We start from the raw sequence: 25,061 nt of genomic DNA, 5'->3' as shown, positions 1-25,061 counted from the left end.
AAAATGCAGTATACAGAAGAACAAATTATAAGAGCAAATCAGACAGATCTTGTTTCTTTTCTGAGCGCACAGGGAGAACAACTAGGGAAAAGCGGAAAGGAATACCGTTGGAAAAAGCATGACAGTGTAACGGTATCCGGAAACCGGTGGTACAGGCACAGTCAGGGGAGGGGTGGCTATCCGGTGGATTTTGTGATGGAATTTTACAATGCCACATTTCCGGAAGCTGTCAAGATGCTAACCGGGGAGGAAGGCGAAGGCAGGAACAGTACCTGCCCCGCCCCGTCCCCTGACTTCCGATTACCAGAGAAAGAGGAAAATAATGATAGAATCATCAGATATCTGACAGAAAACAGAGGGATTGAAAAGAATATGGTGGAGGAATGGATCGGCAGTGGGGATATTTATGAAGAAAAGAAGCACCATAATGTGGTGTTTGTTGGCAGAGATGCAGACGGTATTCCAAGATATGCCCATTGCAGGGGAACTGGTGAAACAAAATACCGGGGAGATGTGGCTGAATCTGATAAATCTTACGGATTCTGTCACAGAGGGACGGATAATCAGTTGTTTGTGTTTGAAGCAGCCATTGATCTGCTTTCTTTTATCCAATTATTTCCCAAAGACTGGAAAAAGCGGAGCTACCTGAGTCTGGGTGGCATTTCCAGTGCGGCACTGATGGCTTTTCTTTCTGAACGCCCTCAGATTACTTCGGTTTTCCTGTGCCTGGATAATGACCATGCAGGGAATGAAGCCAGTGAGAAATTGGCAATAGAAATCCCGGACGGATACAGTGTCATCCGTCTGAAACCGTCCCGAAAGGACTGGAATGAAATCCTCTGTGATAAAAATGCAGACAGGAAGAAATCAATCATTGAAACAGTTACAATGAAAGTACCGGAGAAGGAAGAACTGGTGCCGATGTTGTGTTATGAAGACATTGAACAGACCAGTGTAGAATGGCTGTGGTTTCCCTATCTGCCATTTGGAAAACTGACGATTATTCAGGGCAATCCAGGAGAGGGAAAAACTTATTTTGCCATGATGCTGACCGCAGCCTGCACGAACCGTAAGACTTTCCCGAACATGGAAGAGATTGAACCTTTTAATGTGATCTATCAGACTGCAGAAGACGGTATGGGAGATACGATTAAGCCGAGGCTGGTGGAAGCAGGAGCAGACCTGAGTCGGGTGATGGTCATTGATGATACAGAGGAAGCATTGACGTTATCCGATGACCGTATTGAAAAAGCAATCCGTCAGAATCAGGTCAGACTTTTAATCATTGATCCGGTACAGGCTTTTATCGGTGCCGATGTGGATATGAACCGGGCAAATGAAGTCCGTCCGGTATTCCGGAAACTGGGAATGATCGCTGAAAAGACCGGTTGTGCGATTGTGCTGATCGGACATCTGAATAAATCTTCAGGGACACAGAGTACTTACCGGGGACTTGGTTCTATTGATATCATGGCGGCGGTGAGAAGCCTGCTTTTTATCGGGAAAGTAAAGAAAGACCCGACAACAAGAGTACTGATCCATGAGAAAAGTTCTCTTGCACCTCCAGGTGAGACGATGGCATTTAAACTTGGAGATGAAGAAGGATTCCGCTGGGTGGGAGCTTATGAGATTTCCGCAGATGATCTTCTGGACGGAAAGGAAGGAAAGCCGACAGAAACAAAACTGCAACGGGGAACGAAACTGATCTATGAACTGCTTGCAGACGGAAATGCAGTCACAATCCGGGAACTGGATGAAAAGGCAAAAGCACAGGGAATCTCCCAGAGAACCATGCGAGAAGCCAGAAGCCGGATGAAAGAAGAACTGGATTATCGGATGAATGAAAAGCAGGAAAATACCATTCGATTAAAAAAACAAGGGAGAATGGGTGACGGCAGAATTTTGGAGTGAACGGCAGGCTTTATAGATACCCTATCTGCCGTCTGCCGTCTGCCGGTGCAAGGCAATCAAACGGAAATAGCAGGTATCCATACAGAATAAGGATTGCTGTGAATCTGGAACAAAAATGAATTGTAATATGGCGGATATAATGGTATGATTATCCGGTAACAGCAATGTTACGGGGAAGCACCTGTGACAGGGTGTGGCTGCCTCCTGATATTTACAGACCGGAGCCTTTCGGGGTTCTGAGATGAAAGAAAGGAGGTGCGTGATATGACAGCTTATGAGATTATCTCAATATTCTTAGGCGTACTCAGTTTACTGATCGCTTTTGGTAGCCTGTTAATTGCGATTATTGCCTTTCTTGATCGGAAGAACAAGAGGAAATAAAAATGCCTATCCTGTCTGCCAACAGGATAGGCGGTGGTCGTAAGACCATTTAGTCAACTCAGGCGGCATCCACTTTGGAGTGGGTGCTTTTCCTATAACAAATGTACCACACATTCCTCTTGTTTTCAATGGGAAAATTAAAATATGCAGTTCATCTGACAGGGATTTATCCCTGTCTTTATTATATCCCCAATTTCTGAAATGTTAATACAAAAATTTTAATATATGTAACCAACAGTCTGGGCAGTTAATCTGTAAAAATGGATTAGCTGCTCTTTTTTTGCAAAAAATGGAGGTTTTACAATGGCAGTGAAGAAGAAAATTATCAACATCAGAGTATATTTTGACGGTGATCAGGACGCAAAAGAAGTGTTTGCAGAGGTGATCGCACAGAAAATACGTGACACGAAAACAAAAGATAAACTTGCAATAATGAAAGATAAGCAGTATAATGATTATGAGTTCAGTAATCTGAAATCTGCGTAGGATGTGCAAAGTAACGGAGGTATCAGATGAACAACAGATATATGAGTAACAATATAGAAAGAAATGCAACCTGGAGAGTTGGTGTATACTGCCGACTTTCCAAAGATGACGAATTGACCGGAGAGAGTGCCAGCATCTCCAACCAGAGAGACATACTGGTGAATTACTGTCAGTCACAGGGCTGGCAGGTGGTGGATGTGTTTCAGGACGATGGTTATACAGGATTGAACACAGACCGACCTGATTTGCAGAGACTTCTCAAAGCCTGTGAAAAAGGACTGGTGAATCTTGTAATTACCAAAGACCAGAGCCGACTGGGACGAAACCATGTACAGACAGGATTTCTGATGGAGGAGTTTTTCCCAAAGCATGGAGTAAGGTATATCGCATTATATGATAATGTGGATACCTTTGCCGGAGACAATGAGATTGCCCCATTTAAGAACGTGCTGAACGAGATGTATTCCAGAGATATTTCCAAGAAAGTCCATGCGTCCTATCACCTGCAGGCAACCAAGGGAAAGTTTACAGGTGTTGTTCCACCACTGGGATATCAGAAAGACCCGGAGGAAAAGGGACATCTCCTGATTGACGACGAGACAGCACCGATTGTCCGGAAAATTTTCCAGTGGGCGGTGGACGGTCATGGGATTAACTTTATATCCAGAGAACTGGAACGCCAGCAGATTCCCTGCCCGTCATGGTGGCACCGGAAACGGGGACTCCGCACCTATTACACAAAATGGGAAAAGAAAGACCCGGAAAATGGGAAATATGTATGGGATGAATCCTATCTGAAATCCCTGCTGATGAATCCCGTTTACTGTGGTGACATGGCTTCCCAGAAAAGGTACTACCGTTTCAAGATTGGCAATCAGGGAGATAAAGCTCCGGAGGACTGGATCACAGTCAGGGATACCCACGAAGCAATCATTCCGCAGGATGTATTTGATCTGGTACAGGCAAAGATGAAAGGCAGGAAACGCCAGACAGAACAGGGAGAATACAGCATGTTTGCCGGATTACTCCGCTGTGCAGAGTGTGGCGGTGCGTTGACGTTGAAGAAGACGCACACCAAAGACCAGCATGAAGTTTATACCTGTTCCACTTATATCCATAAGGGGAAAGCACATTGTACCCAGCACCGGGTGGACGCTGATGACCTGTATGATGCAGTCCTTACCAGAATCCAGGAATGTGCAAAAGCAGTTACCGGAGACGGAACAGAACTGGAAAACCGGGTAAAGGAGTTATGCGAGGAAGATACACAGGGACACAGGGAAAGTCTGGAGAAGCTGGTATCAAAGCAGAAAGACCGCCTGGAAACGTTAGACCGGCTGATTGCAAAACTGTATGATGACCTTATCAATGACAAGATTACAGAATCTGTTTTTGATAAGATGCTGGAGAAGACACAGAAGGAGCAGACAGATATCAAAAAGGAACTTTTCCAGAATGAGAGTGTGCTGAATACGGAAGAAAAACTGGATGCACAGTCCCAGCAGTGGATTGACGATATTAGCGAGTATGCGGACATCAAAGAACTGGATGCCAATCTTCTGAACCGGCTGATCAGTAAAATCGTTATCTCAGAACCGCAGGAGAAAGACGGAACAGAAAATTACTGCCGTACTCCTGAAACGGTCACAATGGAAATTCATTTCAACTTAAAACCAATACCGGAGCTTGGAACCATCGAAAGAGGTTCCGGCTCCCATAAATAAGAAAAATCTATCAAAATTTAATCTATTTTAATCTTTTCAAGGCTCATTTCGAGCAAATATTTTCTCATAAAAGACATAAAACAGCTCATGGCTGGCGGCGGTGTCGTTCTGATCGGCCTTCAGCTTATCCCTCTGCTGTCCGGCCTGTTCAGCTAAGTGTCACCCGTTGTCCCTTTTCCAGAAAAGGAGCTGATGTATGGACTTTATCATCGACGCAATCGTTGAATGGCTGAAAGGTCTGCTCGTCGATGGTATCATGGGAAATCTGGACGGCCTTTTCGATAACGTCAATCAGAGCGTTGGCGAGATCGCCACACAGGTAGGCACGACCCCGGCGGACTGGAACGCCGGGGTCTTTTCCATGATACGACAGATCTCCGAAACTGCCATTCTGCCAATCGCCGGGGTCATCCTCACTTTTGTTATGACCTATGAACTGATACAGATGCTCATAGAACGCAACAACCTCCATGAAGTTGACACATGGATGTTTTTTAAGTGGGTGTTCAAAACCTTTGTGGCTGTGATGATCCTGACGAATACCTTCAATATCGTGCTGGCGGTCTTTGATGTGAGCCAGCATGTGATACAGCAGTCAGCGGGCATTATCCAGAACGGGACAGAGATCACGCCGGATGTGCTGGACAGTCTGCGGACAGAGCTTGAAGCGATGGAGTTAGGCCCTCTGTTCGGACTCTGGCTCCAGTCCTTCCTGATCCAGCTTACCATGATTGCCTTAAACATCGTGATCTTCGTTATCGTATATGGCCGTATGATTGAAATTTATTTACTCACAAGTTTAGCGCCTATCCCGTTTGCCACCGTCCCCAACAGGGAAACCGGACACATGGGGCAGAACTATTTCCGCTCCCTCTTTGCGGTGGGCTTTCAAGGTCTATTGATCTTGGTCTGTGTCGCCATCTATGCGGTGCTGATCCAGAGTATCGCCACCGACGGCGACCCCATCGGGGCGATCTGGGGCTGTGTGGGATATACGGTGCTGCTGTGTTTTACCTTATTCAAAACAGGCAGTCTTGCAAAATCCATCTTCGGCTGCCATTAAGAGACTTCGGGCCATGATGACCCGAAGCGGAAAGGAGAAATCCATGCAGGAAAAAACTGCGGGCGGAACACCAGCCGCCCCTATAAAGCTGGATGTAAGCGTGCGGGTCATCGAACCTGTGAAAAACCTCATGGGCTTTGCCAGCGTGAAATTCAATGACTGCTTTGTGGTGGAAAATCTGAAAATCGTCCAGGGCAGCAAGGGTCTTTTCGTGGGGATGCCCAGCCAGCCGGACGGCAAAGGCGGCTATCGGGATATGGCCTACCCTGTTACAAAGGAGTTCCGTGAACAGCTCAATACCGCTGTGCTGCAAGCCTATGAGGCAAAGCTGGAACAGATGGCGGAGCGCGGCTCTGTGGGGCGTGCGTCCATCAGCGACCAGCTCAAAGCCGGGAAAGCGGCTGCTGAGCAGGCAAAGGCAGAACGGTCCCCAAAGGAAAAGACCAGCCGTGGTGCGGAGCGTTGATTTCGGGCCATGTTGGCCCGAAGCAGAAAGGAGGCGGGAACCATGCCACGCAAACGGACGGGCTATGACGCGGCCTGCTATTACGACGGAAAACTGCTGGGCCGCTGTACCAAAGCGGACAGCGACGCCTATACCCTGTTGATGAACGCCTGCGGCGGGGAGGCCACCCGTGTCCTTCGGGAATACGCCTACTTTTCCCCGGAACTTCGCGCCATCTTGGAAAAGGCGGCGCTCATGCAGGCGGACCGGAACCGGACGGGCGGAATGTTCCATGCACCGAAAAGCTCCCCGTGGGGCGAGGTGCAGAGCTATGAAACCCTCTGTCCAGGGGTGTTTCTGGTATCTACCGCCAGCCACGGCGGAACGATGGTGGCAAATGAGGTGGCCGCCGTCCTCTCCCCAGCGGCGAAAAAGTGCGGCTTCAAGAATAAGGGCTATATCTGCTATGAGGAGGACGCACAGGAAAGTGTGGTGCTCCGGGAGCTGCTGGACAAAAAACTGTGGAACATCCCTGACCGCATTAAGGACAAAGGACAGTTTGAAGAAAAACTCAATCAGTCCATCCGGCAGTATAACCCCGAATACTGGCGGGCAAGGCAGAGCGGACGAGAAGCCGTCGAAGCTGCCCGCAGCACAGCCCCGGCCAAAGAGGCCGCAAGATAACCTCGGGCCATGCTGGCCCGAAGCAATAAAGGAGGTGTACCAAAATGGCCTATGTGCCAGTACCAAAAGACCTTTCCAAAATCAAGACAAAGCTGGCCTTCAACCTAACGAAGCGCCAGCTTGTTTGTTTTTCCAGCGCGGCGGCGGTGGGCCTCCCGGCTTACCTGTTTTCCCGTGGCAGTATCGGGAACAGCGCCGCCATGTTCCTGATGATCGGCCTCATGCTCCCGTTCTTCTTTCTGGCTATGTATGAACGAGACGGTCTGCCGCTGGAAAAAGTGCTGAAAAACATCATCCGCACCCGGTTCCTCTATCCCCGTGTGCGGCCTTACAAAACCGAAAACTTCTATGCGCTGCTTAGCGCCAGAAAGGAGGCGCAGCCGATTGCGAAACAGCAGAAGGGCCGGAAAGCCCGCAAGCAGAAAGCCTGAAAAGCAGAGCCTTACCGGTCTGTTCACAAAAGGAAAGAACATTCCCACCACCGCCCAGCAGACCCTCCCTTACCGGGAAATGTACCGGGACGGGGTGTGCCGGGTAGCGGACCGCTATTACACCAAAACCATTGAATACGAGGACATCAACTACCAGCTCGCACAGTCCGAAGATCAGGCGGCCATCTTTGACGGGTGGAGCGCCTGCCTCAACTACTTTGACAGCAGCCTTCCGTTTCAGCTTTCCTTCCTCAACCACCGGAGCCGCCCGGGCAGCCGGTACAGCGTGAACATCCCCATGCAGGACGATGATTACAACAGCGTCCGGTGTGAGTATGTGGAAATGCTGGAAAACCAGATCGCCAAAAGCAACAACGGCATTGTCCGCACAAAGCTCCTGACCTTCGGCGTGAACGTGGACGACCTTCCCACCGCCAGGGCAAGGCTGGAACGTGTAGAGGCGGACATTTGCGGGAACTTCAAAAAGCTGGGCGTCAAGTGCCGCTCCCTTTCGGGGCTGGAACGGCTGGAGCTTCTTCACGGGCAACTCCACCCCGGCAGCGGCTCCCCCTTCCGGTTTTCATGGGATATGATCCCCAAAACCGGGCTTTCCACCAAAGACTTTATCGCCCCGGACAGTTTCGATTTTCGTTTCAGCCGTCTGTTCCGGGTGGGGACGACTTGGGGCGCTGCCTCCTACTTGCAGATTTTGGCCTCAGAGCTCTCGGACAAGCTGCTGGCGGAGCTTTTGGAAATGGATGCGGAAATGACCATCACTCTCCATATCCAAACCGTCGATCAGGCCGCCGCCGTGAAATCCATCAAGGCCAAAGTCTCCGACATTGACAAGATGAAGGTGGAGGAACAAAAGAAGGCAGCCCGGTCAGGGTACGACATGGACATACTTCCACCCGACCTTGTAACGTACAGCAACGACGCAAAGACCCTCTTGGAAGATTTACAGAGCCGGAATGAAAGAATGTTCCTGCTGACCTTCCTTGTGGTAAACATGGCCCCGACCCGCCGGGAACTGGACAATGACCTGTTCACGGTGTCGGGTATCGTCCAGAAATACAACTGCACCTTGAAGCGGCTGGACTTCCAGCAGGAGGACGGTTTTCTTTCCAGCCTTCCGCTGGGCCATAACGGCATTGAGATCAAGCGCGGCATGACGACCAGCTCCACGGCCATTTTCGTTCCCTTTATGACGCAGGAACTCCGCATGGATGGCGAAGCCGTCTATTACGGGCTCAACGCACTTTCCCATAACGTCATCATGGCAAACCGGAAAAAGCTCAAAAACCCCAACGGTCTGTTCCTCGGCGTGCCGGGCTCCGGCAAATCCTTTGCCGCAAAGCGGGAGCTTGTGAACGTGTTCCTTGCCACCCGTGACCGGATCATTGTGGTGGACCCGATGGGCGAATACTCGCCCCTTATCAAGCGGCTGGGCGGACAGGTCATCGAGATCGCCCCGGACAGCCCCCACCACATCAACCCGATGGACATTGACCTGAGCTTTGACGAGGAAAACCCGATGGCGCTGAAAGCCGACTTTATCCTGTCGCTGATGGAGCTGATCGTCGGCGGCAAGGATGGCTTGCAGCCGGTGGAGCGGACCGTCATTGACCGCTGTGTACGCCAGATGTACCGGGAACACTTGCAGGACCCGGAAACAAGCAAAATGCCGACCCTCCAAACCCTGTATGACCTGCTCTGTTCCCAGCCGGAGGGCGAGGCGGTACGGCTGGCAACTGCCCTTGAAATCTATGTGTCGGGTTCCCTTAACGTGTTCAACCATGAAACCAATGTGGACCTGAACCGCCGTCTGGTATGCCTTGACTTAAAAAAGCTGGGTGCCGGGCTTCGGACGATTGCCATGCTCATTATGCAGGACTTGGTAAACTCGCAGGTGTCCATGAATTTCCTGCGCGGTATCGCTACATGGTGCTACTTCGACGAATTTCATGTGCTGCTCCGTGACCGTCTGACGGCAAGCTATTGTGTGGCAATCTGGAAAATGCTGCGAAAAAAAGGGTGCGTTCCCAGTGCTTTAACGCAGAACGTAAAGGATTTTCTGGCAAGCCCGGAGATCGAGAACATCTTTGAAAACTCGGACTTCCTTGTGCTGCTCTCGCAGGCACAGGGGGACCGGCAGATTTTAGCCAAACAGCTTGGGATCAGCCCCCACCAGCTTTCCTATGTGACCCATACCAATTCCGGCGAAGGGCTGCTGTTCTTCGGAAACACCACCATCCCGTTTGTTGACCGCTTCCCGCAGAATACCGAGCTGTACGCCATTATGACCACCCGCCCGGAGGACAAAAAACAGGAAATGAACCGGGCATAACACACTTCGGGCCATGATGGCCCGAGGTTTGGAAAGGAGGGATACATCATCGGAAAAAAACCGGACAAACAGAATTTTCAAAGGCCGGGGCCGACGGAGGATACCGGGGGCAATCGCCCCGGACCGGCTGAACGGGAAGGGCCTTCCCCCGCACCATCCCGACGCCTGCGGTTTGAGGACGAGGATACCGGGCAGGACAGCCCTTCGGGCCATGATGGCCCGAAGTCCAAAAGCGGCAAGTTTCAAGAGGACAGCCGGAAAAGCCGTCCCTCTGACCGCATGAGGCAGGAAGATGAAGCGGGCGGGCCGCAGGATACCGGCAAGGCACAGGAGCCGGAGGGCTCCGCCGAGAAGGCCGGGAGCAAAAAGGACAAGTACCAGAAAGCACAGGCAAAAGCGGAACACGCCGGGGGAAAGCTGGGAAAGGCCCGGGAGAAACTGGACAAGACCGAGGCAAAACGGGCAGCGAAGAAGCCGCCGGGGCTTGCAAAAAAGGCAGTCCGGGGAGCCCGTACAGAAGCATGGTTCTATGTCCACAACAAGATACACGAGGTCGAGCATGAAAATGTGGGTGTGGAAGGAGCCCATAAATCCGAGCTGGCCGCAGAGGCCGGAACCCGGAAACTGACCCGCTATGCCAAACGCCGCTGGCAGGAACACCCGGCCCGGAAGGTGGCAAAGTGGGAACGGAAGGACATAAAAGCCCGGGCCAATGTGGATTTTCAGAAGATGACCTCCGAGCACCCGGAGCTTACCAGCAATCCGCTTTCCCGTGTGCAGCAGAAATGGAAACTGAAACGCCGGTATTCCAAAGAAGCAAAGGCGGCTGCAAAACAGGGCGCAAAGGCCGCAAAGAAAACCGCTGCCGCTTCGGGAACTGCGACCCGGCGGGCGGCGCAGTTTGTGACCCGTCATCCTGTGGCGGTGCTGGTCCTGCTCCTGCTGTTGCTGCTCTGTTTTCTTGTGTCGGCGGTAAGCTCCATCTTTCCCACGCTTGGCAGCGGCCTTGCCAATGCGTTATCCGGCACCTCCTACGCCTCGGAGGATACGGACCTGTTGGGCGTGGACGAGGACTACACGGCGCTGGAAAACGAGCTGGCGCAGACGGTAGCGAACATCGAAAGCACCCATCCCGGCTATGACGAGTACCGCTATTCCGTGGACGAGATCGGCCATAACCCCTATGAGCTGGCGTCCTATCTCTCGGCAAAGTACCATGTGTATTTCCGGGAACAGGTGCAGGACGAATTGCGGGAAATCTTCGAGGCACAGTATGAACTGACCTTGACGGAGGAAGTCGAGATACGCTACCGCACCGAAACCAGCACCGACCCGGAGACCGGGGAAACCACCACCGAAGAAGTCCCCTATGAGTATTACATTCTCAATGTGACCCTCACAAACAAAACGCTGCCCGCCGTGATCCTGCCGAGGCTTAACGAACAGCAGCGGGAAATCTACACCGTTATGCAGCAGCTCAAAGGCAACAAGCCCTATCTGTGGGAAGGGATTTACAACGGCGGCGAAGATACCGGCCCCAGCTATGAGATACCCAGCGAGGCGCTGGATGACCCGGCTTTTGCGGCGCTCATGGAAGAAGCCACAAAGTACATCGGCTGGCCCTATGTGTGGGGCGGCTCCAGCCCGTCCACTTCCTTTGACTGTTCGGGCTTTGTCTGCTGGGTGTACACGGCCAGCGGCGTCCACAACCTGCCCCGTACCACAGCGCAGGGCATTTACAACCAGTGTGCTATCATTTCTCCCTCCGAGGCAAAGCCCGGCGACATTATCTTTTTCACGGGAACCTATGACAGCCCCGGCCCTGTGTCCCATGTGGGGATTTATGTGGGCGACGGGATGATGCTTCATTGTGGTTCACCCATCCAATACGCAAACATCAATTCAAGCTACTGGCAGACACATTTCTATGCCTTCGGGCGTTTGTGAGCCAGAGGAAAGGAGTCCTTGCATGAACAAAATCGACAAGCTCGATAAGGAACTGGAAAAAGCCCGGGAGAAGGCCGCCGAATGGCAGGCCAAAATCCGGGAGCTGGAAAAGCAGAAACAGGAGGAAGAAAACAGCCAGATCGTGCAGGCGGTGCGCTCCCTCAAACTGACGCCCGCCCAGCTTATGGCTTTTCTGAATGACCCCAAAAACAGCCTTACCGCTTCGGGCCATACTGACCCGAAGCCGGAGGCACCCGAAAAGGAGGACACGGCCCATGAAGAAAACTAAATTTCGCAGGCTGGCGGCGATGGCTGCCAGCCTTTTGTGTACGGCTTTAGCCTGTTCAAAATGTCTACGCAGCGTGTAGGCATTTTGAACTATAACCCACCTGCTTCGCGGGTGGTGACCCATTGTTATACGCAAAAATCACCTTTCCGTACTATAATAGAGGTGTCCAGCCACTATTTACGAAAGGAAAGGTGATTTTATGGCAAAGAAAACGAATGATTTATCACACACAAAATGGATGTGTAAATATCACATTGTCTTCACTCCAAAGTATAGACGAAAAATAATTTACAATCAATACAAAGCTGATATTCGTGACATTATAAAACAGTTATGCTCTTATAAAGGAGTAGAAATAATCGAAGGGCATCTTATGCCCGACCATATTCATATGTTGGTCAGCATACCACCAAAATATAGCGTATCTAGTTTTATGGGATATTTAAAAGGAAAGTCAGCACTTATGATATTTGATAGACACGCAAATTTAAAGTACAAATTTGGAAACAGACATTTTTGGAGTGAAGGATTCTATGTTAGTACAGTAGGAGTAAATGACGCCACAGTACGCAAGTATATCCAAGAGCAGGAAAAATATGATATTATGCAGGATAAACTTAGCGTAAAAGAATATGAGGACCCTTTTAAGGGTTAAGGCGAAGTAGTACAAATGCCCTTTTAAGGGCGGCGACGAGTCAAGAGCAATGTGGCTGGAGCAAAGCGAAAGCCAGCGCCTTGAGACGCTGGCCTAGCATTAAAGGCTTATAGCCATCCTACGAGCCACCCGTTTCACGGGTGGGGGCGACTGTCTTTTTCTCTGTCAGGTCTTTTTTGATCTGAGTGGTGGAAATCTCAGGGGTGCGAGGCAGATAGACTACATCACAGTAATCTTTCAGAAAATCAAATTTTCCTTCCCAGTCATCCCCCATTACAAAAGTATCGATATGATATTCCTTAACATCAGATATCTTCTGCTCCCAGTTCTCTTCCGGGATCACAAGGTCTACATAACGGATAGCTTCCAGAAGCTGCTTCCTTTTTTCATATGAAAAATAGCATTTCTTTTGCTTTTCATTCCAGTTGAACTCATCTGTGGAAAGTCCCACAATCAGGTAATCGCCGTATTGCTTGGCCCGTCGCAGCAAATTGATGTGGCCGTAATGCAGCAGGTCGAAGGTCCCATATGTAATTACTCTTTTCATAATCTGTCCTCACTGAATCAATTTCATGATGTCATTATATCATATGCCGGTGAAACTGCAAAGCAAACCACTGGCAGAAAGAAAAATGTAAAATATTATTCTATAATTTGTAAAAGTATGTTATTATTTTAGAGACATTGCAACTGTTCATTGCTTTTACAGTTACGGGACTTTTACATAAGGGGAATGATAAAAATGACAGAGAAACAAGAGCATCTGTTAAAGCTTTTTCAGGAGCTGGATCACATATGTCAAGAGAATGAGCTTCGGTATGTACTGGCAGAAGAGTCAACACTTGCTGCAGTAGGAAGAGCCGGATTTGCCGGTGGAGAGACAGAAATAAAGGTTTACATGCCAAGGGCAGACTGGAACCGGCTTGGGGAGATAGCCGGGAAAGAACTGCCTAAGGACAGGATACTTTACCCTGAGCCCATGGCAGGATATGGTGAGGATTTTGGCTGTGCCCTGGAAAAACAGCAGATTCTGGGGTCAGGACCTGCAGGGGAGCGGATCCATATCAGGATACTGGATCCGGTGTCTGAGGAAGCCTTTGAGAAATACAGGAGGGATCTGGGGCTTTACCTGGATCTTACAGATTCACAGGAGGTACATGGAACGTCCTGGGGGATTTCACCATCCAGATATTACAGATATTATCTTTCTGGCAGACTTACAGGGAAAAGGCATGTCCTTGGAAAACTGGAAAAGCGTATGCAGGCCTTTCGAGAGGAAGACTGCAGCAAATTTGCAGTACATGTGGGAGAACGCTTTCTTTTTATGGAAAAAGAGATATTATTTCCTGGGAGAACCTGTGATTTCCAGGGAGTGCAGGTAATGATCCCAGGGAAGGCCAGTGAATATCTGACGCAGGTTTACGGGGATGAATGGACGGATTTTCAATTTCCGGCGGAAGAGGATGCGCAAAGATCTGCAACAGTTGAAGGAATCAGCTATCAGGAGTTAAGGGAAGACTATCTGCCGGGGATCCGAAAGGGCAGATTACAACGGGCGATTATGCATAGCAAGCTTCGCATTCTTTCCGGAACTAAGGACAGTGGGCAAGAAGAATCAGAGGGATTTTTCAGAAATGTGACAGGAATAGAGCAGGAAAAGGATCTGGAACGATTCAGGCATGCTATTGCAGACTATGCCGGCGGCAAGAAACCTTCTGCAAAAGAGACAGCTCTTTCCCTTCATGAGAAATATCCGGATCATCTTCAGATCACCAGATTTCTTGGCAGATTTTATATGGAAGAGGCCAGAGAAACTCAGGATGGCACAGAGGCAGAACGTTTTATCGAAGAGGCCTTGCGTAAATTTCCAGAGGATGGTTATTTCCTGAAATACAGAGGAGAGCTTCTGTGGATGCGGGGAAGATGTGCAGATGCTCTTGTTGTATTTGCACAGGCAAGGGAGAAAACTTCAAATATGATCGTGCATAAGGAACTGGATCTGTTTCTTGCACTATATGAACAACAAGCCGGAGATACCTGCCAGGCACTTCTTGCCAACAGGGAAAAAGAAGCAGCACGGAATCTGGCAGAGCTCTGGTTCCGGCTTCTGCCACGTTCGGAACGGATGAAAAGCCTGGTATATCTGACACGGGTCAGCACTGCCAGAACAGTAAAAGAAATGGAGCTTCTTACCGATGAGATGACTGCTTTTGTACAGGTGCGGGAGAATGGCAGAAGAAAAAAGAACAGGGAACTGTATGGCCCGGCACTGACAAAGGCATGGGAACGGCTTGGATACCCTGGGGAACTGGCAAAGCTTCGCACAGAGATCCTGTACACGGAAGAACCCGGGGAACTGGAATGGATCGCAGAAAAGGTTAAGGATTATCAGATCCACAAAAATAAGCTGGCTCAGGTGTATAAGCTTGCAGGCGATGCAAGAAAGAAGCAAGGTCAGACGGAACAAGCTTTTGAGAACTATCGAAAGGCTATGGAATATGCAGGGAAATCTTATGCAAGAAAGGAACTTTCATCCCTGATCCTGCAGGATCTATATATGGGAAGCCACAAGGCAGCAGAATATGCTGCATCCGGAAAGGGAGAAGAGTTTCTGGATGTCTGGTTATCCAGGTATGGTACTGTGGAAGATCTGAAAAAACTGGTGAGAAGCTGTGTGGCTGATGGAAGCATTTCACATATCGGTGACAGGACGCCTCTTACCGGTGAAAACTGGCAGACTATGGAAGATATGAAGAATCCTAAAACCGATTATGCCACCTGGTGCTGGGAGTATGTACAGTTCTGTGCAGAGAAGATCCGCCTGGAAAAATATTACACAACCCATAAGGATGTGATCGTAAATCTGTACAAGAATAAGGATTTCCCACGATTGGAAAGCTTTCTTGCCCCTTATCACCAGGCTACGCTGCGGAGTCTGAAGACTCAGGAAATCTTTGTGCCGGATGAAGAGATTTTTGAAATCTATCTGTATATTCTTGGATGTAAAGGCATGGAAACCCTGAAAAAAGAAATTGAGAATTACTGGAATTGATTCCGGAAAACATATTTTAAAGGGCAGTACAAATTTATAGAAAAGGATTTATAGAAAAAGACTATAGAAAAACTATAGAAAAGCTAATCTGAAATTACAGGAAAAGACTTGACGGACAGGTATGTTTTGTGGTACACTTGACAAGCGACATGGAAGTTAGGTCTTTTTTTTATGCCCGAAATTGGTGACGGATATGCTTTTTGAAGGCAAAAGAAGACCGTGCAAATGAAAACACTGGAGGTGGAAGTTGTGCGCGTTAGGATTACATTAGCATGTACGGAGTGCAAGCAGCGGAACTACAATATGACTAAGGAAAAGAAAAACCATCCTGAGAGAATGGAAACCAAGAAATATTGTAAATTCTGCCAGAGACACACAATGCACAAGGAAACAAAGTAGTCACGAGATTGTGAGGTTAGGCTATGCAAGGAAAAGAAAAATCTGCTGATAAAAGCCAGAAGAAGGGTTTCTTTCAGGGAGTTCAGGCCGAGTTCAAAAAGATCATTTGGACAGACCGTCCTACTCTTATTAAACAGACAATCGTCGTTCTGATCGTGACAATTCTGCTGGGCGTGATCATCAGCGTGATGGATGCAGGCATTCTGGAATGCATAAATCTTTTAATTAAATAAGGACAAAGGTGGATTGTATGTCAGAAGCAAAATGGTATGTGGTTCATACCTATTCAGGGTATGAGAACAAGGTAAAGGCCAACATTGAAAAAACAATTGAGAACAGACATCTGGAAGACCAGATCCTGGAGGTTCGTGTTCCGCTGCAGGATGTAGTGGAGATGAAGAATGGCGTTGCCAAATCTGTCCAGAAAAAAATGTTTCCAGGTTATGTGCTCCTCAACATGATCATGAATGATGATACCTGGTATGTTGTCCGCAACACCAGGGGAGTTACGGGATTTGTAGGGCCGGGATCCAAGCCGGTGCCTCTGACAGAAGCAGAAATGCAGCCCCTTGGCATCCATGAGGAGAGCGTTCAGGTGGATTTTGAAGAAGGAGACATGGTTGTGGTAACAGGCGGAGCCTGGAAAGATACCACAGGTGTTGTATCAGCTATTAATCTGCCAAAACAGGTTGTGACTATCAATGTTGAACTGTTCGGCCGCGAAACACCGGTAGAGATCAGTTTCGCAGAGATCAAGAAAATGTAAATTATTAATCAGGTAACACGATATCGTGGGAGGGATATACCCCCGCCAATACCACATAGGAGGTGCCGAAAATGGCAAAAAAAGTAACAGGCTATATAAAATTACAGATTCCCGCTGGTAAAGCAACTCCAGCACCACCTGTAGGTCCAGCTCTTGGACAGCACGGTGTAAATATCGTTCAGTTTACAAAAGAGTTTAACGCAAGAACAGCAGATCAGGGTGATATGATCATTCCGGTTGTTATCACTGTTTACGCAGACAGAAGTTTCAGCTTCATAACCAAAACTCCGCCGGCTGCAGTTCTTCTTAAGAAAGCTGCAAACATCAAATCTGGTTCCGGCGTACCGAACAAAACAAAAGTTGCAAAGGTTACAAAGGCTCAGGTTCAGGAGATTGCAGAGCTGAAGATGAAAGACCTGAATGCAGCATCCATCGAAGCAGCTATGAGCATGATTGCTGGTACTGCAAGAAGTATGGGAATCGAAGTAGTTGATTGATTATAAGTAGATAGTGGGAGGGCTTTTCCCCGCAAATACCACAGGAGGTTATAGAAATGAAACGAGGAAAGAAATATGTGGAAGCTGCGAAAGCAGTTGACCGCTCAACATTATATGATACCGCAGAAGCAATCAGCTTAGTGAAAAAAGCTGCAGTTGCAAAGTTTGACGAGACCATCGAAGTTCATATCCGTACAGGCTGCGATGGACGTCATGCAGATCAGCAGATCCGTGGTGCAGTTGTTCTGCCACATGGAACAGGTAAAAAGGTTCGTGTTCTTGTATTCGCAAGAGACGCTAAAGCTGAGGAAGCAAAGGCAGCAGGCGCTGAGTTCGTAGGAGCTGAGGAGCTTATTCCGAAGATCCAGAACGAAGGATGGCTGGATTTCGACGTTGTTGTTGCAACACCTGATATGATGGGCGTTGTAGGACGTCTGGGTCGTGTACTTGGACCGAAAGGTTTAATGCCAAACCCGAAAGCTGGTACTGTAACCATGGATGTTACAAAAGCGGTTCATGATATCAAAGCCGGTAAGATCGAGTACCGTCTTGACAAAACAAATATCATCCATGTTCCGGTTGGTAAAGCTTCCTTTACCGAGGAGCAGTTAAGCGACAACTTCCAGACGCTGATTGGAGCTATTTTAAAGGCAAGACCGAGCACACTGAAAGGTCAGTATTTAAGAAGCGTTACAATCGCTCCTACAATGGGACCTGGTGTGAAGATCAACCCAATGAAATTAGCTTAATAGATTAAGACAGTAAGATAAAGCCTCCGCCGGAGCCAGTATGGGCACCGGGGAGGCTTTCCTGTATTAAGGAGGAGAAAGGATGGCAGCAGGGCGAAGGAAACGCAGACGGAGAAATTATAGAAAACGGCTGCTGATTTGTCTGTTGGTGCAGATTCTGGCATTGACAGCCTTTGGATGTGCCCTGGGATGGAATAGAGGTGTTAGTTCTTTTGCAGCAGACATAGCAGGGAAATTTTCTTCTCCTGTGATCGCTGACCTAGATTTGTCCGGGATCTGGAGTACCTGTGCAGTTCTTATGGATGAAAGAAGCGGTAAGGTGATCAGTCAGGTATCAGGAGAGGAACGGATGTACCCGGCCTCCATGACAAAGGTTATGACAGCGATTGTAGCTATAGAGGCACTACCAGGATTGCAGAAGCAGATAACCCTTTCAGGGGATGACATTGATCAGTTGTACAAGCATGATGCCACTCAGGCAGGCTTTCAGCTTGGTGAGAAGGTAACAGCTCTGGATCTGTTATATGGTGTTATGCTGCCATCCGGAGCAGAGTGCTGTCTGGCACTGGCACAGGATATTTCCGGTTCCGAAGCAAAATTTGTGGAAAAAATGAATGAGAAAGCAAAAAAGCTTGGGATGGATGGAACCCATTTTTGTGACTGTACAGGACTCCATGATCCTGAGCATTACAGTACAGCCCGGGACATTGCAGTTCTTATGCGTTATGCAGTGCATAATCCGGTATTTCGCAAGATTGCCCAGGCAGTCAGACATACTTCCCAGGGAACCAACCTTCACCCGGACGGGATCACCTATTACAGCAGTATGCTTAAGAATATGCCTGATCCGTCTGTAACCGGAGGAGAGATACTGGGCGGGAAGACTGGGTATACGGATGTGGCTGGCCATTGCCTTGCAAGCTTTGCCAGGATTAAAGACAGAGAGTACATTCTGGTGACAGCAGGAGCATATAGCGACAACGATCCTATTCCCCACATTGAAGATGCTTATACCATATACAACCGTCTGGGGAGAGTTGTGGACGGAAAGTGAAAGATGGTGTAAAATGAGCTGTGAAAGACTGAGCAGATGAAAGAAAGAGCGATAGGCTAATTAAAAGAAAGAGGTAGCCAAATGAGAAAATATAAACGTATTTTTCTGGTCGTAATTGATTCTCTTGGAATTGGAGCTATGAAGGATGCTGCAGAGTATGGAGATGCAGGTGCAGATACTCTTGGACACATTGACCAAACAGTAAAAGAACTGAAGCTTCCGGCTATGGAAAAGCTGGGGCTTGGGAATTTGTGCACACTTTCACATGTGGCACCTTCTGATCATCCTTTAGGATATTATGCCCGCTTAAATGAAGCCAGCCTGGGGAAGGATACCATGACCGGTCACTGGGAGATGATGGGGCTTCATATCACCACACCATTTAAAACATTTACAGAGCATGGTTTTCCACCGGAACTGATCCATGAATTAGAAGAAAGAACCGGTCATAAGATTGTAGGAAACCGTTCAGAGAGCGGCACTAAGATCCTGGATGACCTGGGAGAGCATCAGATCCGTACAGGAGATATGATCGTTTATACTTCTGCAGATTCCGTGCTGCAGATCGCAGGGCATGAAGAGACATTTGGTCTGGATGAATTATACAGATGCTGTGAGATCGCCCGTGAGATCACCATGAAGGATGAATGGAAGGTAGGCCGTGTGATCGCAAGACCTTACGTGGGACGCAAAAAGGGAGAGTTTAAGCGGACACCAAACCGTCACGATTATGCAGTAAGTCCCTTTGGGAAGACAGCATTGGATATATTAAAGGATGCAGGATATGATGTGATCAGTGTAGGCAAGATCGCAGATATTTTCAACAATCAGGGCATTACTGAAAAATACCATTCTGACAGCAGTGTGCAGGGAATGGAACAGACTATAGAGATTGCAAAAAGGGATTTTCATGGTCTGACATTTGTAAATCTTGTGGATTTTGATGCTTTGTGGGGACACAGAAGGAACCCGGAAGGGTATGGCAGGGAACTGGAGAAGTTCGATGAAAAGCTGACACAGCTGCTGCCTTTGATCCGGGAAGACGACCTTCTGATGATCACTGCAGATCACGGAAATGATCCGACCTATACAGGCACAGACCATACCAGAGAGCAGACTCCGCTGCTGATTTATTCACCTGGATTGAAAGGCGGGCAGCTGCCGGTTCAGGATACCTTTGCAGTGTCCGGTGCAACCATTCTGGATAATTTCAGACTTTCTCCGGCAGAGGGAATGATCGGACATACACTTGGAGGATTGCTGGCCTGAAGCTGATGTAAGGATGTTTCACTTTTTTGAAAAGAATAATTCCGGAAAGAACGGGGTTGAATTTAAGCATCCTTAATATTATAATGGCTTTGAATAAAGAGAAAATACAAGAACAGATTACGATTAAGGAGGAATCAATCATGATTACCTGGAAAAACCTGGATACACTTGATTCGTTTAAAGAGCTTTCACAGACTGCGAAGGTTGATGTTGCAGATGTGATGAAGGGTGAGGGCGGCGCAGAGCGTGTGAAGAAATACAGCGTTCCCATGGCTGCAGGACTGACTTATCATTATGCTGCAAAAGCAGTGGATGACCAGGTGCTGGAAGCATTGAAGAAGCTGGCAGAAGAAGCACAGCTTACAGAGAAGTTTCAGGCTCTTTACAATGGAGAGGTGATCAATACAGGAGAGAAACGTCTTGTTCTTCATCATATGACACGTGGCCAGCTTGGAAACAAGGTAGAGGCTGATGGTGTTGATAAACGTGCTTTCTATGTAGAGCAGCAGGAGAAGATCGCAGATTTTGCCAATAAAGTTCATGCAGGTGAGATCACAAACGCTGCAGGTGAGAAATTCACTACAGTTGTTCAGATCGGTATCGGCGGAAGTGACCTTGGACCGAGAGCCATGTATCTTGCTCTTGAGAACTGGGCAAAGAGAAATAATAAATTCAAGATGGAAGCGAAGTTCATCAGCAATGTAGATCCGGATGATGCAGCAGCAGTTCTGGCATCTATTGATGTTGCTCATTCTATCTTTATCCTGGTTTCCAAATCAGGAACAACCCTTGAGACACTTACCAATGAATCTTTTGTAAAAGATGCCCTGAAGAATGCAGGACTGGATGCTTCCAAGCATATGATCGCAGTTACAAGTGAGACTTCACCTCTTGCAAAGAGTGATGATTATCTGGCAGCATTCTTTATGGATGACTATATCGGTGGACGTTACTCTTCCACATCTGCAGTAGGCGGTGCAGTATTATCCCTGGCCTTTGGTCCGGATGTATTTGCACAGTTCCTGAAGGGCGCAGGAGAAGAGGATGCCCTTGCAAAGAATGAGGATATTTTCCAGAACCCGGCAATGCTGGATGCACTTATCGGTGTATATGAGAGAAATGTACTTGGTTATCCAAGCACAGCTGTATTACCATATTCACAGGGATTGAGCCGTTTCCCGGCACACCTTCAGCAGCTGGATATGGAGTCAAATGGAAAGTCTGTCAACAGATTTGGCGAGCCTGTAGATTATGTGACAGGACCGGTTATTTTCGGTGAGCCTGGTACAAACGGCCAGCATTCCTTCTATCAGCTGCTTCATCAGGGAACTGACATTATCCCGCTGCAGTTCATTGGCTTTAAGAACAACCAGATGGGTACAGATGTTGTGATCCAGGGAAGCACCAGCCAGCAGAAGCTTTGTGCAAACGTTGCTGCACAGATCGTTGCTTTTGCCTGCGGCAAAGAAGATGAGAACCAGAATAAGAACTTCAAGGGCGGCCGTCCTTCCAGCATTATCATTGGAGAACAGCTTACACCTGAGGCAATGGGGGCTCTTCTTGCTCACTTTGAGAACAAGGTTATGTTCCAGGGCTTTGTATGGAACTTAAACAGCTTTGACCAGGAAGGCGTACAGCTTGGAAAGGTTCTGGCCAAAAAGGTTCTTGCACATGAGACAGAGGGTGCACTGAAGGAATTAAGCGATCTTCTGAACATCTGATGTACGATCAGGTATATGAATCAATATTAATAAGATTTTGAGTGTGAAAGCCCTTAATTTAAAAAGCACAGAAGTTATTGTCCGAAAATATGGACTTTAACTACTGTGCTTTTTGTTGCAATAATTAATATGAATTTCAGTGCTATGCGCCTATGTGGTTTTTATATTAGCTGGGAGTCAATCCCCCAGCTGATATAGCCTCCGGCAGGATTGCAGAGGTGCGCAGTAGAAGTATGTCATGCAATTGCATGACGCGCACCTCGCAGCAAGAATGCCGAGGCATTCTTGAATATGTTACAGGATCATGGCTGCCATCTGCAGCACCAGTAAGATCTCTGTACCAATAAGAACCATCCAGGTGCGGGATGCCTGCTTTACATTTACAGAAACTATATTTGTGGTCAGCAATGGGAAAAATGCAGGTGCAAGTGGCAGGAAATACCGCCCCTGGAGCCCCTGGATATAATTCCATTTCATCTGTGTATATCCTACCAGCATGGAAAGCATGATCAGCAGCGTGGATAGCAGACAGCTTCCTGAAATCACAAGCTGTGCTTTACGGGAAAGCCTTTTGTTGTCATCGTTAACATTTATAAGCAGAAGCAGGCAGATCAGCAGGAGAATGATAAAGATCCAATTTATCTGGAAATCCAACCAGGAAAGCATGCCTCCAAGAAGTCCACGAACAAGATCATCTCCGCATTTCATCAGTGTATTCCACAGCAGATAAACGGTGTGCAGCGGGTGCTGAAGTACGTAAGGAATAGTATATAATGAATTTTCCTGGTCAACAGCAGCTGCAGAAGTCAGAAAGTCATGAAATACAGGCATGAATTTTACAAGGGCAAGTGCTGATAGCAGGACAAAGGCAAGAACTGATCCAAGAAGCAGCTTACGTTTCCGGGCAGGATACATTCCTGATGACCTGTGATGAAAACACAGAATCAAAAGAAACAGCAACGGCAGATATACGCCGCCTTTGATCACAGCCACGAAAACAGCAAGTATCCCTGTTGGAATCAATTGCTTCTTATGGAGGACCTGAGTGTTTTGGCAATGGAAACACAGGGCAATGAACAGGAAGACCAGTCCATTGATAATAGCGTCATAAGAGGCAGAGGCAGCCTGCTGCAAGGTGATAGGAAGCAATCCAAGGGCACCGAAAAGGTTTTTCCAGTATGGTGTTACACCGATAGCCAGCCGGATCAGCAGGATAAACACCAGCAGGTTAAAGATACGGCCAAGCTGGAAAGTAAGCATTGCTGAAAGCCCAAGAATCCGTCCCACACTGATGCCAAGAGCTGCAGGCAGGTATACGATCCCGGGAACCAGATTGGTGCCATCGATATAGGAAACCTGTACCAGCTGTGTATCAGAAGGCCGTTCTAAGGTATGAAAAAGCAGCTGATAATAGGAGTTGCTTTCCAGACCATTTGCCAGCATTTCACTTAATCTTGCATCGCATTCCCTTTTGTAAATGGTGCCAGGTGTATCAGTGGATTGTACAAAAAGGATCTGGTTGGAATACTTATATGCAGTGTCAAGGTGCGTGGACTCGTCCGGCACGCCGTGGACGGTAACAAGGCATTGAAAAATAAGACCAAGCATAAGTGCAAGCGGTACAAAAAACTGCTGGATCTTCTGGCAGCGAATCATAATCAGATAATAAGTCAGTGCAGCAAAAAGCAGCAGGGCAGCACATAAAACAGCATAAAACAGAGACATAAAGCTGTTGTCACTGTAGCTGAGGGAATAAATCACATTGCTGTGGTCTGCAGGGTTGTCATTAAAAGAAGATACAAGGATCTGTCTCTGATTTGCTGTAAAGTGCAAAGTTGTATCCTGTGCATGTTCCAGGGTAAGTTCCAGCCGGAGAAGCCTGGATTCAGAGTCTGTAAATTCCTCATCTAAGGAGCATTTCAGGTATCTGGAATTGGAAGTCTTGATTAATCCGGTGATTTTCTGGCTGTCCCTGTAAAGAATCTGGCCGCTTTCAGTATCAGATAAGGTAATGGAAATCCTGGCATCTGAACTGGCACGATAGGCAGTGCACTCCATTGAAAATGCTCGCAGTTCAGGTACCGAACAGGAAAATTCTTCTGTAAGAGAAGGCGAATCTTTGGTAAGGATGACTTCGCCGTTGGTCTTGTGGGTTGTCATCATGATATATTGAACCGGTTTGTGCAGATCATACCGGAACTGGGCTTTGTAAACAATGACACATACGCCGCTTATGAAAAGAAGAAAAATCAGGAAAGGAAGAATGCGTCTTAAGTTTTGGGGGAGTGTTTTTTGCTTGTCCATGAAATAGATTCTCCGTGTTCTCAATAGTTTTGGATGAAATAATTATAACCAATGTGGAAGGATTACGCAATACAGCATGTGCTGCCAGATTAACGTATGGTATCGAAAAACAACTGGAAAGGAAAGCCATGCAATGGTATACTTTCAGTAGCAAACAGAGATCGTATTAGCAGAAAAATGGAGAGATGTATATGAAAAAACGAAATCAGATTCTGGCTGGAGTATTGGCTGTGCTTCTTGGAGTATCACCATCTGGAGTGTATGGAGAAGCGTTTTATGATGTGGAAGATGTTGCCGACACAGATGCTGCAGCCCAAGAGATAACAGATGTTCAGGATGAAGAATCGGAACAGCCAGAAGAAGTGACTGCAGGGGAAGAAGGACAGAAAACAGAATTTACCGCTGGTATTAATCCTGAGGCAGAAGAAAATCTGTTTACAGACCATGCAGATACAAATGTACAGGATCCTCAGGAAGGAACTATTCTGGAGTATGTGGAAGAGGAACTGGATTCTCCGCTGATCGTGAACGGAGAACCAGGAGACACAGACGGGATTCATGTATTTTCACTGAAAGAATATGATGGCTCTTATGGCAATCAGTTAGATGGGATGGCGTTGGAAGTTTATAACACATATGTTTCCAACTTATTTGTGAATTACAGCACATTTAACGGAGTTTCTTATGAGTATCAGGCAAGTAAACCAGTTACCTTTGAGGCGAATGTCCAAGATAACCAGCTGGTTCAGGATGAGGCATATGACGAAGCCATACTTCAGGTGCGTGTCAATATGCAGGCAGCACTGGATGCGTTCACCTATGATTATCCAGAAGTATTCTGGATGCGTGGAAGTGGATATTCTTATAGTATCAGTTCTAAAAAACAG

The 25,061-nt window shown here is 47.8% G+C and carries 25 protein-coding genes; 23 read left to right on the top strand and 2 right to left on the bottom strand.

Annotated elements, in window-relative coordinates:
• Positions 1-3: 3 nt before the first annotated feature.
• The 13 genes from OCV61_RS07005 to tnpA all read left to right on the top strand — a co-directional run bounded on the left by OCV61_RS07005 (position 4) and on the right by tnpA (position 12,363).
• Positions 4-1,911 carry an AAA family ATPase gene (locus OCV61_RS07005; protein WP_023843669.1) on the top strand — a complete coding sequence of 636 codons (1,908 nt, stop codon included), beginning with the start codon at positions 4-6 and terminating at the stop codon, positions 1,909-1,911.
• A 264-nt stretch (positions 1,912-2,175) separates the two neighbouring features.
• Positions 2,176-2,292 (top strand): putative holin-like toxin, encoded by a 117-nt coding sequence (locus tag OCV61_RS07000; protein ID WP_015543458.1) that lies wholly within the window; start codon positions 2,176-2,178, stop codon positions 2,290-2,292.
• Positions 2,293-2,595: 303 nt separating this feature from the next.
• A complete protein-coding gene (locus OCV61_RS06995) occupies positions 2,596-2,778 on the top strand; it encodes a hypothetical protein (RefSeq protein ID WP_015521925.1) in 183 nt (60 codons plus the stop codon).
• A gap of 26 nt (positions 2,779-2,804) precedes the next feature.
• Positions 2,805-4,502 carry a recombinase family protein gene (locus OCV61_RS06990; protein ID WP_015521926.1) on the top strand — a complete coding sequence of 566 codons (1,698 nt, stop codon included), beginning with the start codon at positions 2,805-2,807 and terminating at the stop codon, positions 4,500-4,502.
• 24 nt (positions 4,503-4,526) lie between these two features.
• A complete protein-coding gene (locus OCV61_RS18975) occupies positions 4,527-4,658 on the top strand; it encodes a Maff2 family mobile element protein (RefSeq protein WP_442863826.1) in 132 nt (43 codons plus the stop codon).
• 40 nt (positions 4,659-4,698) lie between these two features.
• Positions 4,699-5,565, top strand: a complete 867-nt coding sequence (locus tag OCV61_RS06980; RefSeq protein ID WP_005927637.1) for a VirB6/TrbL-like conjugal transfer protein, CD1112 family — start codon at positions 4,699-4,701, stop codon at positions 5,563-5,565.
• On the top strand, positions 5,537-6,031 hold the full coding sequence (locus tag OCV61_RS06975; protein WP_330382895.1) for a SpoVG family protein: 495 nt from the start codon (positions 5,537-5,539) through the stop codon (positions 6,029-6,031). The genes OCV61_RS06980 and OCV61_RS06975 overlap by 29 nt, the downstream gene beginning before the upstream one ends.
• A 9-nt stretch (positions 6,032-6,040) precedes the next feature.
• Positions 6,041-6,694: a DUF7007 domain-containing protein gene (locus OCV61_RS06970; RefSeq protein ID WP_158421224.1), complete on the top strand. Its 654-nt coding sequence runs from the start codon at positions 6,041-6,043 to the stop codon at positions 6,692-6,694.
• 44 nt (positions 6,695-6,738) lie between these two features.
• Positions 6,739-7,125, top strand: a complete 387-nt coding sequence (locus tag OCV61_RS06965; RefSeq protein WP_120081428.1) for a PrgI family protein — start codon at positions 6,739-6,741, stop codon at positions 7,123-7,125.
• A complete protein-coding gene (locus OCV61_RS06960; protein ID WP_416797197.1) occupies positions 7,043-9,472 on the top strand; it encodes a VirB4-like conjugal transfer ATPase, CD1110 family in 2,430 nt (809 codons plus the stop codon). The genes OCV61_RS06965 and OCV61_RS06960 overlap by 83 nt, the downstream gene beginning before the upstream one ends.
• Before the next feature lie 279 nt (positions 9,473-9,751).
• Positions 9,752-11,419, top strand: a complete 1,668-nt coding sequence (locus tag OCV61_RS06955; RefSeq protein ID WP_158421222.1) for a C40 family peptidase — start codon at positions 9,752-9,754, stop codon at positions 11,417-11,419.
• Positions 11,420-11,441: 22 nt separating this feature from the next.
• Positions 11,442-11,708: a DUF4315 family protein gene (locus OCV61_RS06950; protein ID WP_005927622.1), complete on the top strand. Its 267-nt coding sequence runs from the start codon at positions 11,442-11,444 to the stop codon at positions 11,706-11,708.
• A 199-nt stretch (positions 11,709-11,907) separates the two neighbouring features.
• On the top strand, positions 11,908-12,363 hold the full coding sequence (tnpA, locus tag OCV61_RS06945) for an IS200/IS605 family transposase (RefSeq protein WP_117853754.1): 456 nt from the start codon (positions 11,908-11,910) through the stop codon (positions 12,361-12,363).
• Between the two features lie 118 nt (positions 12,364-12,481).
• Here tnpA and tagD read toward each other — a convergent pair whose 3' ends face one another.
• Positions 12,482-12,910, bottom strand: a complete 429-nt coding sequence (tagD, locus tag OCV61_RS06940; protein WP_158421221.1) for a glycerol-3-phosphate cytidylyltransferase — start codon at positions 12,908-12,910, stop codon at positions 12,482-12,484.
• Between the two features lie 195 nt (positions 12,911-13,105).
• On the opposite strand from tagD, the gene OCV61_RS06935 reads away from it, so the two are divergent.
• From OCV61_RS06935 to OCV61_RS06895, 9 genes are all read left to right on the top strand, one after another.
• Positions 13,106-15,415 (top strand): LicD family protein, encoded by a 2,310-nt coding sequence (locus tag OCV61_RS06935; RefSeq protein WP_262582726.1) that lies wholly within the window; start codon positions 13,106-13,108, stop codon positions 15,413-15,415.
• Between the two features lie 249 nt (positions 15,416-15,664).
• Positions 15,665-15,814, top strand: coding sequence for a 50S ribosomal protein L33 (gene rpmG, locus OCV61_RS06930; protein WP_117853039.1), 150 nt, complete (start codon positions 15,665-15,667; stop codon positions 15,812-15,814).
• Positions 15,815-15,837: 23 nt separating this feature from the next.
• Positions 15,838-16,047, top strand: coding sequence for a preprotein translocase subunit SecE (gene secE, locus OCV61_RS06925; protein ID WP_158421219.1), 210 nt, complete (start codon positions 15,838-15,840; stop codon positions 16,045-16,047).
• A gap of 17 nt (positions 16,048-16,064) precedes the next feature.
• Positions 16,065-16,580: a transcription termination/antitermination protein NusG gene (gene nusG / locus OCV61_RS06920; RefSeq protein WP_158421218.1), complete on the top strand. Its 516-nt coding sequence runs from the start codon at positions 16,065-16,067 to the stop codon at positions 16,578-16,580.
• Positions 16,581-16,651: 71 nt separating this feature from the next.
• Entirely contained in the window at positions 16,652-17,077 is a 426-nt protein-coding gene (gene rplK / locus OCV61_RS06915; protein WP_158421217.1) for a 50S ribosomal protein L11, read from the top strand.
• A gap of 56 nt (positions 17,078-17,133) precedes the next feature.
• Positions 17,134-17,826 (top strand): 50S ribosomal protein L1, encoded by a 693-nt coding sequence (rplA, locus tag OCV61_RS06910; protein WP_158421216.1) that lies wholly within the window; start codon positions 17,134-17,136, stop codon positions 17,824-17,826.
• 82 nt (positions 17,827-17,908) lie between these two features.
• Entirely contained in the window at positions 17,909-18,880 is a 972-nt protein-coding gene (locus OCV61_RS06905; protein WP_158421215.1) for a D-alanyl-D-alanine carboxypeptidase family protein, read from the top strand.
• Positions 18,881-18,961: 81 nt separating this feature from the next.
• Positions 18,962-20,149 (top strand): phosphopentomutase, encoded by a 1,188-nt coding sequence (locus OCV61_RS06900; protein ID WP_158421214.1) that lies wholly within the window; start codon positions 18,962-18,964, stop codon positions 20,147-20,149.
• Between the two features lie 140 nt (positions 20,150-20,289).
• A complete protein-coding gene (locus tag OCV61_RS06895) occupies positions 20,290-21,870 on the top strand; it encodes a glucose-6-phosphate isomerase (protein ID WP_158421213.1) in 1,581 nt (526 codons plus the stop codon).
• Between the two features lie 294 nt (positions 21,871-22,164).
• Here the strand turns inward: OCV61_RS06895 and OCV61_RS06890 are convergent, their stop codons facing one another.
• Positions 22,165-24,174 (bottom strand): DUF2142 domain-containing protein, encoded by a 2,010-nt coding sequence (locus tag OCV61_RS06890; RefSeq protein ID WP_158421212.1) that lies wholly within the window; start codon positions 24,172-24,174, stop codon positions 22,165-22,167.
• Between the two features lie 191 nt (positions 24,175-24,365).
• On the opposite strand from OCV61_RS06890, the gene OCV61_RS06885 reads away from it, so the two are divergent.
• The coding region (locus OCV61_RS06885; RefSeq protein WP_262582725.1) for a hypothetical protein at positions 24,366-25,061 on the top strand (696 nt) is incomplete at its 3' end.

Origin of the sequence: Blautia ammoniilytica, assembly GCF_025566965.1 — a bacterium.
Classification (GTDB): Bacteria; Bacillota; Clostridia; order Lachnospirales; family Lachnospiraceae; genus Blautia_A; species Blautia_A ammoniilytica.
This window is presented reverse-complemented; position numbering and strand designations above follow the sequence as displayed.

Excerpts from the sequence above, each read along its gene's own strand:
- OCV61_RS06965 (WP_120081428.1), top strand. The coding sequence starts at position 6,739 with ATGGCCTATGTGCCAGTACCAAAAGACCTTTCCAAAATCAAGACAAAG.
- OCV61_RS06905 (WP_158421215.1), top strand. The coding sequence starts at position 17,909 with ATGGCAGCAGGGCGAAGGAAACGCAGACGGAGAAATTATAGAAAACGG.
- OCV61_RS06960 (WP_416797197.1), top strand. The coding sequence starts at position 7,043 with ATGCGCTGCTTAGCGCCAGAAAGGAGGCGCAGCCGATTGCGAAACAGC.
- secE (WP_158421219.1), top strand. The coding sequence starts at position 15,838 with ATGCAAGGAAAAGAAAAATCTGCTGATAAAAGCCAGAAGAAGGGTTTC.
- rplK (WP_158421217.1), top strand. The coding sequence starts at position 16,652 with ATGGCAAAAAAAGTAACAGGCTATATAAAATTACAGATTCCCGCTGGT.
- OCV61_RS07005 (WP_023843669.1), top strand. The coding sequence starts at position 4 with ATGCAGTATACAGAAGAACAAATTATAAGAGCAAATCAGACAGATCTT.
- OCV61_RS06890 (WP_158421212.1), bottom strand. The coding sequence starts at position 24,174 with ATGGACAAGCAAAAAACACTCCCCCAAAACTTAAGACGCATTCTTCCT.
- tagD (WP_158421221.1), bottom strand. The coding sequence starts at position 12,910 with ATGAAAAGAGTAATTACATATGGGACCTTCGACCTGCTGCATTACGGC.
- OCV61_RS06895 (WP_158421213.1), top strand. The coding sequence starts at position 20,290 with ATGATTACCTGGAAAAACCTGGATACACTTGATTCGTTTAAAGAGCTT.
- OCV61_RS06955 (WP_158421222.1), top strand. The coding sequence starts at position 9,752 with ATGAGGCAGGAAGATGAAGCGGGCGGGCCGCAGGATACCGGCAAGGCA.
- OCV61_RS06950 (WP_005927622.1), top strand. The coding sequence starts at position 11,442 with ATGAACAAAATCGACAAGCTCGATAAGGAACTGGAAAAAGCCCGGGAG.
- OCV61_RS06995 (WP_015521925.1), top strand. The coding sequence starts at position 2,596 with ATGGCAGTGAAGAAGAAAATTATCAACATCAGAGTATATTTTGACGGT.
- rplA (WP_158421216.1), top strand. The coding sequence starts at position 17,134 with ATGAAACGAGGAAAGAAATATGTGGAAGCTGCGAAAGCAGTTGACCGC.
- OCV61_RS06970 (WP_158421224.1), top strand. The coding sequence starts at position 6,041 with ATGTTGGCCCGAAGCAGAAAGGAGGCGGGAACCATGCCACGCAAACGG.
- OCV61_RS06980 (WP_005927637.1), top strand. The coding sequence starts at position 4,699 with ATGGACTTTATCATCGACGCAATCGTTGAATGGCTGAAAGGTCTGCTC.
- OCV61_RS06990 (WP_015521926.1), top strand. The coding sequence starts at position 2,805 with ATGAACAACAGATATATGAGTAACAATATAGAAAGAAATGCAACCTGG.
- tnpA (WP_117853754.1), top strand. The coding sequence starts at position 11,908 with ATGGCAAAGAAAACGAATGATTTATCACACACAAAATGGATGTGTAAA.
- OCV61_RS07000 (WP_015543458.1), top strand. The coding sequence starts at position 2,176 with ATGACAGCTTATGAGATTATCTCAATATTCTTAGGCGTACTCAGTTTA.
- OCV61_RS06900 (WP_158421214.1), top strand. The coding sequence starts at position 18,962 with ATGAGAAAATATAAACGTATTTTTCTGGTCGTAATTGATTCTCTTGGA.
- nusG (WP_158421218.1), top strand. The coding sequence starts at position 16,065 with ATGTCAGAAGCAAAATGGTATGTGGTTCATACCTATTCAGGGTATGAG.
- OCV61_RS06935 (WP_262582726.1), top strand. The coding sequence starts at position 13,106 with ATGACAGAGAAACAAGAGCATCTGTTAAAGCTTTTTCAGGAGCTGGAT.